At 71.4% G+C, this 12,668-nt stretch carries 12 protein-coding genes; 5 read left to right on the top strand and 7 right to left on the bottom strand.

Going from position 1 to position 12,668, the window contains the following annotated elements; genetic code table 11:
- Positions 1-138 precede the first annotated feature (138 nt).
- The 6 genes from AF1_RS18590 to AF1_RS18565 form a co-directional block, all read right to left on the bottom strand.
- Entirely contained in the window at positions 139-1,446 is a 1,308-nt protein-coding gene (locus AF1_RS18590; RefSeq protein WP_067800468.1) for a beta-ketoacyl-[acyl-carrier-protein] synthase family protein, read from the bottom strand.
- A gap of 79 nt (positions 1,447-1,525) precedes the next feature.
- Positions 1,526-1,777, bottom strand: coding sequence for an acyl carrier protein (locus AF1_RS18585; RefSeq protein WP_067800465.1), 252 nt, complete (start codon positions 1,775-1,777; stop codon positions 1,526-1,528).
- Between the two features lie 56 nt (positions 1,778-1,833).
- On the bottom strand, positions 1,834-2,802 hold the full coding sequence (locus tag AF1_RS18580; protein ID WP_067800462.1) for a beta-ketoacyl-ACP synthase III: 969 nt from the start codon (positions 2,800-2,802) through the stop codon (positions 1,834-1,836).
- A complete protein-coding gene (locus AF1_RS18575; RefSeq protein ID WP_067800458.1) occupies positions 2,799-3,713 on the bottom strand; it encodes an ACP S-malonyltransferase in 915 nt (304 codons plus the stop codon). The genes AF1_RS18580 and AF1_RS18575 overlap by 4 nt, the downstream gene beginning before the upstream one ends.
- Positions 3,714-3,834: 121 nt before the next feature.
- Entirely contained in the window at positions 3,835-4,956 is a 1,122-nt protein-coding gene (locus AF1_RS18570; RefSeq protein WP_084263078.1) for a PucR family transcriptional regulator, read from the bottom strand.
- A gap of 112 nt (positions 4,957-5,068) precedes the next feature.
- Positions 5,069-6,112 (bottom strand): alpha/beta hydrolase, encoded by a 1,044-nt coding sequence (locus AF1_RS18565; protein ID WP_131732792.1) that lies wholly within the window; start codon positions 6,110-6,112, stop codon positions 5,069-5,071.
- Positions 6,113-6,388: 276 nt separating this feature from the next.
- Between AF1_RS18565 and AF1_RS18560 the strand changes: the two genes are divergently transcribed.
- The 3 genes from AF1_RS18560 to AF1_RS18550 all read left to right on the top strand — a co-directional run bounded on the left by AF1_RS18560 (position 6,389) and on the right by AF1_RS18550 (position 8,703).
- Complete coding sequence (locus AF1_RS18560) at positions 6,389-7,417, top strand: PHP domain-containing protein (protein WP_067800452.1); 1,029 nt, start codon at positions 6,389-6,391, stop codon at positions 7,415-7,417.
- Positions 7,418-7,535: 118 nt separating this feature from the next.
- A complete protein-coding gene (locus AF1_RS18555; RefSeq protein ID WP_067800449.1) occupies positions 7,536-8,240 on the top strand; it encodes a helix-turn-helix transcriptional regulator in 705 nt (234 codons plus the stop codon).
- An 88-nt stretch (positions 8,241-8,328) separates the two neighbouring features.
- Positions 8,329-8,703: a VOC family protein gene (locus tag AF1_RS18550; RefSeq protein ID WP_067800446.1), complete on the top strand. Its 375-nt coding sequence runs from the start codon at positions 8,329-8,331 to the stop codon at positions 8,701-8,703.
- 117 nt (positions 8,704-8,820) lie between these two features.
- On the opposite strand, the gene aceE is transcribed toward AF1_RS18550, so the two are convergent.
- Entirely contained in the window at positions 8,821-11,610 is a 2,790-nt protein-coding gene (gene aceE / locus AF1_RS18545) for a pyruvate dehydrogenase (acetyl-transferring), homodimeric type (protein WP_067800443.1), read from the bottom strand.
- 215 nt (positions 11,611-11,825) lie between these two features.
- On the opposite strand from aceE, the gene AF1_RS18540 reads away from it, so the two are divergent.
- On the top strand, positions 11,826-12,023 hold the full coding sequence (locus AF1_RS18540; RefSeq protein WP_067800440.1) for a DUF1918 domain-containing protein: 198 nt from the start codon (positions 11,826-11,828) through the stop codon (positions 12,021-12,023).
- 71 nt (positions 12,024-12,094) lie between these two features.
- Positions 12,095-12,502, top strand: coding sequence for a secondary thiamine-phosphate synthase enzyme YjbQ (locus AF1_RS18535; protein WP_067800437.1), 408 nt, complete (start codon positions 12,095-12,097; stop codon positions 12,500-12,502).
- The last annotated feature ends 166 nt before the right edge of the window (positions 12,503-12,668 follow it).

The raw sequence follows: 12,668 nt of genomic DNA, 5'->3' as shown, positions 1-12,668 counted from the left end.
CCCCGCGAGCGCGCTGCGGGCCGGCGGCCGCACGGCCGCCCCCGGCCGCGTTCCACGCGCCGGGCGCCCGCCGCGGGACAACGAGAAACGGCCCGGCAGGCCGAGAGGCCTGCCGGGCCGTTCGCGTGCGCCGGACGGTCAGAGGGCGCGCTGGAAGGCGACCGAGACATTGTGGCCGCCGAAGCCGAACGAGTTGTTGAGCGCCGCGGCGGGGCCGTCCGGGAGCTTGCGCGGCTCGTCCCGCACGATGTCCAGGTCGGCCTCGTCGTCGATGTCCTCCAGGTTGGCGACGAAGGGGATGAGGCCCTCCTTCAGCGCGAGGATCGTGAAGACCGACTCCAGCGCGCCGGCGCCGCCGAGCAGGTGCCCGGTCATCGACTTGGTGGCGGTGATGGCGACCTGGCGGGCGGCCTCCTCGCCGAGGCCCGCCTTGATCGAGGCGAGTTCGGCCACGTCGCCGGCGGGGGTGGAGGTGGCGTGCGCGTTGATGTGCACGATGTCGGCGGGCTCCAGCCCGGCGTCCTTGAGGGCGCGCTGCATCGCCTTGGCCTGCCCGGCGCCGGACGGGTCGGGCAGCACGATGTCGTAGGCGTCGCCGGAGTAGCCGCAGCCGGCCGCGATGCCGTGGATCCGGGCGCCGCGGGCGCGGGCGTGCTCCTCCGACTCCAGGATCATCGCGGCGGCGCCCTCGCCGAGGACGAACCCGTCGCGGTTCTTGTCGTAGGGCCGGGACGCGCGCTCCGGCTCGTCGTTGCGGGTCGACATCGCGCGCATGGAACCGAACGACGCCATCTGCAGCGGGTGGATGCACGATTCGGTGCCGCCGCAGATCACGACGTCGGCGCGGCCCGCGCGGATCATGTCGATGGCGTAGCCGACGGCCTCACCGCTGGACGCGCAGGCGCTGACCAGGGCGTGCGAGCCGGCCATCGCGCCGAACTCGATGCCGACGTGCCCGGACGCGCCGTTCGGCATCAGCATCGGGACGGTGAAGGGCGAGACCCGCGCCCAGCCCTTCTCCTTGTACACGTCGTAGCTGTTGAGCGCGGTGTGCAGGCCGCCGATGCCGCTGGAGAACACGACGCCGAGGCGCTCGCCGTCCACGACGAAGCCGCCGTCCACGCCGGCCCGCTCCATGCCCTTCTGCGGCTTGCCGCCGGTGGACGGGGCGAACCCGGCGTCCGTCCACGCCTCGCGTGCGGAGATCAGCGCGATCGCCTGGTTGCGGTCGAGGCGGCGCAGTATCTGCTTCGGCATCACCTCGGACGGCTGGACCTTCAGCGTCCCGGCGAAGCGGACCGGCAGGTTCTCGACGTCCTCCCAGTCCAGCTTGCGGACTCCGGACTCGCCGGCGAGCAGGGCGGACCAGGTCGACGGGAGGTCTCCGCCGAGAGGGGTCGTTGCACCGAGACCCGTCACAACGACTCTGGTCTGGCTCTGGCTCATGGTGGATGCTCCTTGCGGACTGTGAGGTGTGGAGGTCCGGCACGCCGCCGCCGGTCGGCGGCGCGCCGGACCCGCGGTTCTAGCTCTGGAGTTTCTGGACGAAGTTGATGACGTCCTGGACCGTCTTCAGGTTGCGCAGCTCGTCGTCGGGGATCTCGACGCCGAACTGGTCCTGGGCGGCCACGGCGATCTCCACCATCGACAGCGAGTCGATGTCGAGGTCGTCGATGAAGTTCTTCTCCGGGGTCACCTCGGCCTTGTCGATGCCGACGATGTCGTCGATGATCTCGGCGAGGCCGTCCAGGATCTGCTGTTCGGTGGCGACTGCCATGGTTCTGCGTTCTCCTTCGGTGGGTTGGTCCAGAGCCTGCGAGCAGGCGTGACGGCCTACGGGATCTGGATGACTTGGGCAGCGTAGGACAGTCCGGCGCCGAATCCGACCAGCAGGGCCGGGGCACCGGACGGTACGTCGCCGCGCTCGATCATGCGGGACAGGGCCAGCGGGATGGAGGCTCCCGAAGTGTTGCCCGAGTGCACGATGTCGTCGGCCACGATGGCGTTGGTGGCCTTCATCTTGCGGGCGATGGCCTCGATGATGCGCAGGTTGGCCTGGTGCGGGACGACGGCGGCGAGGTCCTCCGGCTTGATCCCGGCGCGCTCGCACGCCTGGAGCGCGACCGGGGCGATCGCGGTGGTGGCCCAGCGGAACACCGCCTGCCCCTCCTGCCGGATGAACGAGTGCCGGTCATCAATGATGATCTTGTCGGCCTTGTCGCCGGCGCTGCCCCACACGACCGGGCCGATGCCGGGGGAGTCGCTGCCGGTGACGACCGCCGCGCCCGCTCCGTCGGCGAAGATGATGCAGGTGGAGCGGTCGGTCCAGTCGACCCACTGGGACATCTTCTCCGACCCGATCACCAGCACGTTGCGGGCGCTGCCGGCGCGGACGGCGGCGCTGGCGGTGGCGAGGGCGTAGCAGAAGCCGGCGCAGGCGGCGTTGAGGTCGAACGCGCCGGGCGCGTCGATGCCGAGGCGGTGCGCGACGATCGTGGCGTTGCACGGCATCGGCGACTCCGCCGAGCACGTCGCGAGGATCACGAGGTCGATGTCGGACGGGGCGAGGCCGCTGTTGGCGAGGGCCTTGCCGCCCGCGTGCACGCCGAGTTCGACGACGCCCTCGTCCTCACCCGCGATGCGGCGCTCGGAGATGCCGACGCGGCTGCGGATCCACTCGTCGTTGGTGTCGACCATCCCGGCCAGCTCGTCGTTGGTGACGATGCGGGCCGGACGGTAGTCCCCGAACGCCAGGATGCGGGCGCCGGCGGTCGCCTGGGGGATCTGGAGCGCGGCGCTCATGCCGCGTCCGCCTTGATCAGCTCGCGGGCCTTGTCGAGGTCCGCGGGGGTCTTGAGGGCGACCAGCTCGACGCCCTTCAGCTCGCGGCGGGCGAGGCCGGTCAGCGTCCCGGCGGGCGGCAGCTCGATGATCGCGGTGACGCCGAGGTCCCGCATGGCGGCCATGCACGAGTCCCAGCGGACGGGGGCGCTGACCTGGTCGACGAGCCGTGCCACGAAGTCGCGTCCGTCCTCGACCACGGCGCCGTCGCGGTTCTGCAGCAGCTTCGTCCTCGGGTCGGCGACGGGGGCGCCGGCCGCGAGCCGGCGGAGCGTCTCGACCGCGGGCTCCATGTGCTCGGTGTGGAACGCGCCCGCGACCGACAGCGGACGGAGCCGCGCCTTCGCGGGCGGTTCGTCGGCGAACGCCGCAAGCCGTTCCATCGTCCCGGCGGCGACGATCTGGCCGGCGCCGTTGACGTTCGCGGGGGTGAGCCCGTGCTTGTCGATCACGGTGAGGACCTCCTCGGGATCCCCGCCGAGGACCGCGGTCATGCCGGTCTCGGTGATCGCGGCGGCCTCGGCCATCGCCCGTCCCCGCTCCCGGACGAGGACCAGCGCGGCCTCCGGGGACAGCACCCCGGCGATCGCGGCGGCGGCCAGTTCACCGACGCTGTGCCCGGCGACCGCGCCCGGCACCGTCTCCCCGTAGAGGACCTCGTAGGCGGCGAGCGCGGCGGCGACCAGCAGCGGCTGGGCGATGGCGGTGTCGCGAATCTCCTCGGCGTCCGCCTCGGTCCCGTACCTGACCAGGTCGATCCCGGTGACCGCAGACCACCAGGCGAGGCGGTCGGCGACTCCGGGTATCTCTAGCCATGGCTGCAGAAAGCCTGGGGTCTGGGCGCCCTGGCCGGGCGATGCGAGGAGAATCACAGCGTCCAGCCTGCCGTCAATGCCGCGTGGACTCGATACCGATCACCACGAACTTTGTCCGAACGCTTTGTACGACCCCTACAAGATGCGGCCGCTCAGAGGCGGCACACCTGCCAATCCGTCATCCGTAGGCGGAGCGGGTCTCGAAACGGCCGAGGACCAGGGCGATCCGGAGGGTGAAGGCGTTGCGGCCGTCGGTGGGGGCCAGGCCGGTCAGTTCGGTGACGCGGCGGAGACGGTAGCGGACGGTGTTGGGATGGACGAACAGCAGCCGCGCCGTGGCCTCCAGCGACGAGCCCTGTTCGAGGTAGGTGGTGAGCGTGTCGAGGAGGGGGGCGCCGGCGGCGAGCATCGGGTTGTAGACGCTTTCGACCAGGTAGCGGCGTGCGTCCTCGTCGCCGTCGAGAGCGCGTTCGGGGAGCAGTTCGGTCGCCTGGACGGGGCGGGGCGCGTCCGGCCATCCGGTGGCGGCGCGCAGCCCGGCGACGGCGGCCTTCGCCGAGTGTGTGGAGCCGTAGAGGTCGGTGACCTGCGGGCCGACGACGACGGGTCCGGGCCCGCACTTGGCGGCGATGGGCCGGGCCGCCTCCATGGGGTCGGTGTCGCCGCCCACGATGACGATGACGCGGTGCCCTTGGACGCCGGCCAGCACGTCGGCGCGCGCGCGGCGTGAGGCTCGTTGCATCTGGTCGATGGTGACCTCGGGCTCCTCGTCCTCCGGGGTGAAGCCGGCGATGACGGTGACGGGCTTGGAGCTCCAGCCGAGGGCGGCGGCCCAGGAGTGCATGCCGTCATCGACCTCGCCGCGGAGCACCGCGTTGACGACGAGGGCTTCCAGCCGGGCGTCCCAAGCGGCGCGTGTCTCGGCGGCGCGCGCGTAGACCTGGGCGGCGCCGAACGCCACGTCCCGCGTGTAGCGGAGGATGGCCTCGCGGAGCTGGGCCTCGCCACCGGGCGCGGCCAGTTCGTCCAGCCGGGTCTCCACCACCTCGATGATGACGCGGACCATGTCGATGGTGTGGTGCAGCTTGATGGAGCGCAGCAGTTCGCGGGGCGCGGTGCCGAACACCTCGCCGGCGATGGCCGGGCGCGTCTTCTCGTTGTTCTTGAACCATTCGACGAACGCGGCTATGCCGGCCTGGGCGACGAGTCCGATCCAGGAGCGCTGGTCGGCGGGCATCCGCCGGAACCAGGGGAGCTGCTCCTCCATGCTGCTCAGGGCCGCGGTGCCGAACGTCCCCATCGCCTTCTCCAGGCGCCGGGTGGTCTGCTCGCGGATTTCGGCCTCGTTCGCGCTGTTCACCACCCCAGAGTGCCATCACCCCAAGGTGACCCGGCCTCAAGTGGCGAAAGAGTCAGCCGGGTGTGACGCCTGCGACACCGCCGAGCGCGATGCCGGTGAGGTTGCGCAGGGAGGTCGAGCCGGGGGCGAGGTAGTCGCTGTGGCCGCCGGAACCGGCGTCGAAGACCCGCGCGCCGAACGAGGACGACACCGGGTCCGCACCGAGCCCGAGCCCGAAGATGCGCACGTGGGGGACGTCCTCCATCCAGTCCGTGGACCCCCGTCCCGCCCAGATACGGGCCGTGCTGCTCAGCTTGGAGGCCGATAGTGCCGTCGTCCCTGGACTGCCGTAGAGGGCGATGTCGGTGACCTTCCGCCAGGCCGCGCTGTGGTGGCTGTCCAATGCGGCACGGCTGCAGACCACCGATCCGTAGCTGTGGCAGAGCAGACTCACGCTCGCGCCGGGGTTGACTCGATGAACGCCCTTCAGGAAGCGACTCAACTGCCCGGCGCCTTCGGAGGCTCGTTCATCTGTGAGGACGTCACTGCTGAACGTCTTGGGCGCCGCATATCCGAGCCAGGCGACGACCGCCAGCCCCGGGCTCGGCGACATGGAACCAGCCTGTGCGTAGACGGCGCGCGCGCCGCCCCCCGGTGTCGACCACGGTTTGTCGCCGCGGTTGTCGAACGCCGACAGCGTGGTGTCCGCACCCGGGACGAGCACCGCGACACGCCGTGCCCTGGTGAGGTCGCCGATGACCTCGATGGCGCGCCCGCGGCCGCGTGGGTCGAAGTAGAGGAAACGGCGTCCGGGCTGGAGGAACGCCCCGAGCGCCTTCCCGCGGTCGACGTCGCCGACCGCCTGCGCCGTCTTCAGGGCCTTCTCGATGGACTGGCGTTCGGCGGTGTACCGGACGTCCAGCGTCGAGGGCGCCATCGTGGGGACGGCGACCGGCGCGGCGTAGGGGTCGGCGTGGCCGGTCCCGGCCGTGGTCATCATGATCACGCCGATGGACGCGGTACCGGCCAGAGCCTTCCGCAGCCGCCGGAGGCGCGGCCGCCGGGAGGGTGTCCCCGGAATCGTGCGGTGCGGCGGCATCGTGGGTATGTCTACCATCCAAGATCTTTGTGCGGGTGGGACGGCCCGCGTCCGAACCGGGCGGCCAGGGCCCGGATCGCGGCGAGCACGGCCGTGCGACCTGCCGGTCGGTCACGGAATGCGCACCATGAGCCATTCCGGCCGGTTCGGCACGGAGTGCAACCCTTGCAGGTTACCCAACGTGAGTGGTGGGCCTTCCGGGGTTCGCCGGGCCGGCGGGGTCCGCGCCGAAGCAGGCCCGCCCCACGCCCTGGTCGAACCGGGGTGCGGCCGGACCCGGGTACGGTGCGAGGCGTGGAGCCCGTCGAAGCGCTGCGCCGGATCGCGTTCCTCCTGGAGCGCGCCCAGGAGCCGACCTACCGCGTCCGGGCGTTCCGCACGGCCGCCGCCCTCGCCGAGCGGACCTCCCCCGGCGAACTCGCCGGCCGCGCCCGTGCCGGCACACTGACCGCCCTGCCCGGCATCGGCAAGGTCACCGCGCTGGTCATCGAGGAGGCGCTGCGCGGCGAGACCCCCGTCTACCTGCGGCGCCTGGAGGCGACCGAGGGCGAGCCGCCGGAGGAGTCCACGGCCGCGCTGCGCGCCGCGCTGAAGGGCGACCTGCACACCCACAGCGACTGGTCGGACGGCGGGTCGCCGATCGAGGAGATGGCCGAGGCCGCCCGCTCCCTCGGCCACGAATACCTCGCGCTGACCGACCATTCGCCGCGCCTGAAGATCGCAGGCGGCCTCTCGGCGGACCGTCTCCGCCGCCAGCTCGACATCGTGGCGTCGCTGAACGAGGACCTGGCGCCGTTCCGCATCCTGACGGGCATCGAGGTCGACATCCTGGAGGACGGGACCCTCGACCAGGACCCCGACCTGCTGGAACGGCTGGACGTCGTCGTCGCGAGCGTCCACTCCAAGCTCCGCATGGACCGCGTCGCGATGACGAGGCGCATGGTCGCCGCGATCGCGAACCCGCGGGTCGACGTCCTCGGCCACTGCACCGGGCGCATCGTCAAGGCGGGTGGCGAACGCGGCGGCCTGCGCCCCGAATCGGAGTTCGACGCCGCCCTGGTCTTCGACGCCTGCGCCGCCTACGACGTCGCCGTCGAGATCAACTCCCGTCCGGAACGCCTCGATCCGCCCAAGCGCCTGCTGCGCCTGGCCGTCGAGGCGGGCTGCCGCTTCTCGATCGACTCCGACGCCCACGCGCCGGGCCAGCTCGACTGGCTGCCCTTCGGCTGTGAGCGGGCCGCCCGGTGCGGGGTCCCTGTGTCCCGGATCGTCAACACGCTCCCGGCCGGCGACCTGGTCGCCTGGACACGCTCCAAGCTCTGACGGCCACCCGCCCCTGCCGGCACCCGTGCGGGGCGACCGTCGCGTCCGTCATGAGCGGCTTTCCTCCGCGCGTCCTGACCGGGACCGGAATGTCGCACCCGGCGCGTACGGTCGGCGCGTGAACCGCACCGACCGCTTGTACGCACTGGTGGAGGAGCTGCGCGCCCGCGCGCCGCGCCGGCTCAGCGCGCGGGAGCTGGCCGCGCGGTACGAGGTGAGCGTCCGCACGATCGAACGCGACATCGGCGCGCTCCAGCAGGCCGGTGTGCCGATCTACGCGGATGTGGGCCGTGGCGGCGGCTACACCCTCGACAAGAGCCGGACGCTGCCGCCGATGAACTTCACGCCCGCCGAGGCCGTGGCCGTCGCGATCACCCTGTCCCGGGCGGGCGGTTCGCCGTACTCCCGGGCCGCCCGCACCGCCCTGCACAAGATCGTCGCGGCGATGTCGGCGGCCGACAGCGCCTCGGCCCGCGAACTGGCCGAGCGGGTCCGCTTCGTGACGCCGCCGGACGCGGGCGAGCCCGCCTCCGTCCCGGCCGTCCTGGAGGAGGCCATGTCCGCCCGCCGCGTCGTCCGGCTCGGCTACGTCGACGCCGACGGCGCCGAGACCGAACGCGACGTCGAACCCGTCGCGTTCACCGCCGTCTCGCTGCGCTGGTACCTGATCGGCTGGTGCCGCCTGCGCGACGGCGCCCGGGTGTTCCGCATCGACCGCGTCCGCCGCGCCGCGCTGCTGGACGAGCCCGCCCCGGAACGCAGCTTCGAGGACATGAGCCCGCCGCCGCCCGACCACGTCGTCCGCCCGCTCGAACTCGTGTGAGAAAACCTGGAAAACACCGACACAGGGCTGTCGTGCCCCTCGCCGACGCTGGTTCTCGTCACCGCTTGAGAAGGCAGAGGAGAGGGCCATGACAGTCCCCGCGTTCAATACCGTCACGTGGTTCCAGGTCGGCGCCGATGCGCCGGTGGAGGCCCGCCGCTTCTACGGCGACATGTTCGGCTGGAGGTTCGCGCTCGACCCGGACGACGACGGCTACGACCTCATCAGCTACCCGGGCGCCGACCGCCCGAGCGGCGGGATCGCCCACACCTCGGGCCCGGCGGAGAACCACGCCATGTTCCTGGTGCTGGTCGAGGACGTCGACGCCGCCTGCGCGCAGGCCGAGGAACACGGCGGCAAGGTCGCCATGCCCGCCGCGACGGCCTCCAGCGGCCTGAAGTTCGCCTACCTGGAAGACCCCGCCGGCAACCGCTTCGGCGTCTTCACCCCCGCGGCCCCCTGACCGGCGCACGGAAACCGGAACGCGGGAAAGGGCCCCGAGACGACTCGGGGCCCTTTCCGCGCGGGTGATCGCGGCCTACACCTCCGCGATCACCGTGGTGAACATCACCGCGATGAACTACGCGTCTCCGCCGGTGTTGCTCTCGGGACTGCCGACGCCGCCCGCGAAGACCTCGCTGACCGGGGCGTTCAGGCGGTAGCGCTCGATCGCCCGCGGGAGCGCCTCCGGCTTGATCTCGCCGTGCCGGGCGAGCCTGGTGAGCACCGCGAGGACGATCGACGCGGCGTCCACGTGGAAGAACCGGCGGGCGGCGGCGCGGGTGTCGGAGAAGCCGAACCCGTCGGTGCCGAGCGAGGCGAAGTCCGCGTTCACCCAGGGCGCGATCTGGTCGGGCACGGCGCGGGTGAAGTCCGATACCGCGACGATCGGCCCGGCGACGTTGTCGAGCGTCCGGGTGACGTACGGGATGCGCTGCTCGGCGTCCGGGTTCAGCATGTTCCACTCGTCGCACGCGCGGGCCTCGCGGGCCAGTTCGTTCCACGAGGTCGCCGACCACACGTCCGCGGCGACGCCCCAGTCCTCGGCGAGGAGCCGCTGCGCCTCCAGGGCCCACCGGCCGCCGACGCCGGACGCGAGGATCTGCGCCCGCGGCGGCTCGCCGTTGCGAGAATCGATCTGCGGGGCGGCCCGGTACCGGTACAGGCCCCTGAGCAGGCCGTCGACATCGAGGTCCGCGGGCTCGGCGGGCTGCTGGTACGGCTCGTTGTAGACGGTGAGGTAGTAGAAGACGTCCTCGCCGTCCGGGTGCTCCTCCGACGACCCGTACATGCGGCGCAGCGCGTCCCGGACGATGTGGCCCAGTTCGAACGCCCATGCCGGGTCGTAGTGGACGCAGGCCGGGTTGGACGCCGCGAGCAGCGGGGAGTGGCCGTCGGCGTGCTGCAGGCCCTCGCCGGTGAGCGTGGTGCGGCCGGCGGTGGCGCCGAGCAGGAACCCGCGGCCCATCTGGTCGCCGAGCGCCCACATCTGGTCGCCGGTCCGCTGGAACCCGAACATCGAGTAGAAGATGTACACCGGGATCATGTGCTCGCCGTGCGTGGCGTACGCGGTGCCCGCCGCGATCGTGGACGCCATCGAGCCGGCCTCGCTGATGCCCTCGTGCAGCATCTGGCCGCTCTCGGACTCCTTGTACGACAGCAGCAGCTTGCGGTCCACCGCCTCGTACGTCTGCCCGTGCGGGGAGTAGATCTTGGACGTGGGGAACAGCGAGTCCATCCCGAACGTGCGGTACTCGTCCGGGGCGATCGGCACGAACCGGGCGCCGATGTTCTCGTCCTTGATCAGGTCCTTGAGCAGCCGGACGAACGCCATGGTCGTCGCGACGTTCTGCTTGCCGGAGCCCTTCTTCATCTCGCTGTAGACGGCGTCGCCGGGCAGCTTGAGCGGCTTGGCCCGCACGACCCGCTTCGGCAGGAACCCGCCGAGCGCGGCGCGGCGCTCGCGCATGTACTGGATCTCGTCGGAGTCCTCGCCCGGGTGGTAGTAGGGCGGCAGCGGCGCCTCCAGCGCCGAGTCGGGGATGTCCAGGTAGAGCCGGTCCCGGAACTCCTTCAGCTCGGCCTTGGTGAGCTTCTTCATCTGGTGCGTGGCGTTGCGGGCCTCGAAGTCGGAGCCGAGCGTCCAGCCCTTGATGGTGTGCGCGAGGATCACGGTCGGCTGCCCGACGTGCTCGCGGGCCGCCTTGAACGCCGCGTACACCTTGCGGTAGTCGTGCCCGCCGCGCGACAGCTTGCGCAGTTCGTCGTCCGACAGATGCTGGACGATCTTGCGCAGCCGCGGGTCGGCGCCGAAGAACTTCTCCCGGATGTAGTCGCCGGACTCCACGGAGAAGGTCTGGAACTGCCCGTCCGGGGTGGTGTTCATCTGGTTGACGAGCACGCCGTCGACGTCCTGCGCGAGCAGCGGGTCCCAGTCGCGGCCCCAGATGACCTTGATGACGTTCCAGCCGGCGCCGCGGAAGAACGACTCCAGCTCCTGGATGATCTTGCCGTTGCCGCGCACCGGGCCGTCCAGCTGCTGCAGGTTGCAGTTGACGACGAAGGTGAGGTTGTCGAGTTCCTCGCGGGCGGCGAGCCCGATCGCGCCGAGCGACTCCGGCTCGCCCATCTCGCCGTCGCCGAGGAACGCCCACACGTGCGAGCGCGACGTGTCCTTGATCCTGCGGTTGTACAGGTACCGGTTGAACCGGGCCTGGTACACCGAGTCGATCGCGGTCAGCCCCATGGAGACCGTGGGGAACTCCCAGAAATCCGGCATGAGCCGCGGGTGAGGGTAGGACGACAGGCCGCCGCCCGGGTGCGAGTGCTCCTGCCGGAACCCGTCGAGCTTGTCCTCCGGCAGCCGCCCCTCCAGGAACGCGCGGGCGTAGATGCCGGGCGCCGCGTGCCCCTGGATGAACACCTGGTCGCCGGACTCGCCGTGGTCCTTGCCGCGGAAGAAGTGGTTGAAGCCGACCTCGTACAGCGAGGCCGCGGAGGCGTAGGTGGCGATGTGCCCGCCGACGCCGAGTTCGGGGCGGTTCGCCCGCGACACCATGATCGCCGCGTTCCACCGGATGTAGGCGCGGATGCGCCGTTCCACATGCTCGTCGCCGGGGAACCAGGGCTCGTGTTCCGGCGGGATCGTGTTGATGAAGTCGGTGCTGCGCAGGCCGGGCACGCCGACCTGCAGCTCCCGCGCCCTTTCCAGGAGCCGGAGCATCACGTACCGCGCCCTGCCGCGGCCCTCGGTCTTGATGACCGTGTCCAGAGACTCAAGCCATTCCCGGGTTTCATCCGGGTTGATGTCGGGCAACTGGCTCGGCAGGCCGTCGCTGATGATCGAAAAGCGTTGACGTCCGGAAGCCACGGGGTCCCCTCTGTCCATGCCGTCTTTGCTGGTGAGACCGGGTCCGCCGCATGGGAGGCCACCGGTCCCCGGCAGACTGTTCGTCGCTCGTCTCGCGACCCATCGTCGCCGTTTATGGCGGCGAACGCATCTCTACCAGCCGGTAACCATTTTCCCCGGTCAACGGGGTACCCACCCCTGGGAGAACTGATTTTCCCGGCGAGAGCGGAGGCGTCATGTACGGGCGGATAGGAGACCGGTTGCACGTTCACGGCAACGTCGTGGGGCAGCCGGACCGGCAAGGCGAGATCATCGAGGTGCGCGGCCAGAACGGCGGCCCGCCGTACCTGGTGCGGTTCGACGACGGCCATGAGGCCCTGGTCTACCCGGGGCCGGACGCCGTGATCGAGCCCGCCGGGCGGGTACCGCACTAGCCGGCGGCCCGGCCCCGGATCCGTGCGGCCCCGGATGCGTCCGGTGCCGCGGATCGGGTAGACACGGGATCATGGAGAGCACCGTGGTCCGGGTGGCCACCGGTACGAGCGACACCGTGCACGACATCACGGCCGAATGCGAGCGGTTCGCCGCGTCGGCGGGCGGCGACGGGCTGCTGCACGTCTTCGTCCCGCACGCCACCGCCGGCGTGGCGATCATCGAGCTCGGATCCGGAAGCGACACCGACCTGCTGGACGCGCTGCGCGACCTGCTGCCGGCGGACGACCGCTGGCGGCACGCGCACGGGTCCCGGGGGCACGGGCGCTCGCACGTGATGCCCGCGCTCGTCCCGCCGTATGCGACCCTGCCGGTCGCGGGCGGGCGGCTCGCGCTGGGAACATGGCAGTCGGTCGCTTTGGTCGACCTCAACGTGGACAATCCGGATCGCCAGATCCGGCTGTCGTTCATCAAGGGATGAGCGCGTGGAGTCGCTCTCGGTGGCCGTGTCATGACGGAGAGATCCGTATTCGGGCCAATGAGGCCACCAAAAAGCGCGGAAGGCACTTGCGCTGGAGCCCTCACTTGTGTGGACTGTCCCGCAAACACCGCACAGGTGCGGGCGGGCCACCCGTCCCGGGGGGCCG

Source organism: Actinomadura formosensis NBRC 14204 (genome assembly GCF_001552155.1).
GTDB classification, from domain to species: domain Bacteria; phylum Actinomycetota; class Actinomycetes; order Streptosporangiales; family Streptosporangiaceae; genus Spirillospora; species Spirillospora formosensis.
The sequence above is the reverse complement of the archived record's forward strand: the minus strand, read 5'-3'. Positions and strand labels throughout refer to the sequence as shown.

Bases quoted from the DNA above. Each gene is read 5' to 3' on its own strand.
- AF1_RS18550 (WP_067800446.1), top strand. From the start codon at position 8,329: ATGACAGTCCCCGCGTTCAATACCGTCACGTGGTTCCAGGTCGGCGCC.
- AF1_RS18565 (WP_131732792.1), bottom strand. From the start codon at position 6,112: ATGGTAGACATACCCACGATGCCGCCGCACCGCACGATTCCGGGGACA.
- AF1_RS18585 (WP_067800465.1), bottom strand. From the start codon at position 1,777: ATGGCAGTCGCCACCGAACAGCAGATCCTGGACGGCCTCGCCGAGATC.
- AF1_RS18570 (WP_084263078.1), bottom strand. From the start codon at position 4,956: ATGGGGACGTTCGGCACCGCGGCCCTGAGCAGCATGGAGGAGCAGCTC.
- AF1_RS18540 (WP_067800440.1), top strand. From the start codon at position 11,826: ATGTACGGGCGGATAGGAGACCGGTTGCACGTTCACGGCAACGTCGTG.
- AF1_RS18535 (WP_067800437.1), top strand. From the start codon at position 12,095: ATGGAGAGCACCGTGGTCCGGGTGGCCACCGGTACGAGCGACACCGTG.
- AF1_RS18590 (WP_067800468.1), bottom strand. From the start codon at position 1,446: ATGAGCCAGAGCCAGACCAGAGTCGTTGTGACGGGTCTCGGTGCAACG.
- AF1_RS18580 (WP_067800462.1), bottom strand. From the start codon at position 2,802: ATGAGCGCCGCGCTCCAGATCCCCCAGGCGACCGCCGGCGCCCGCATC.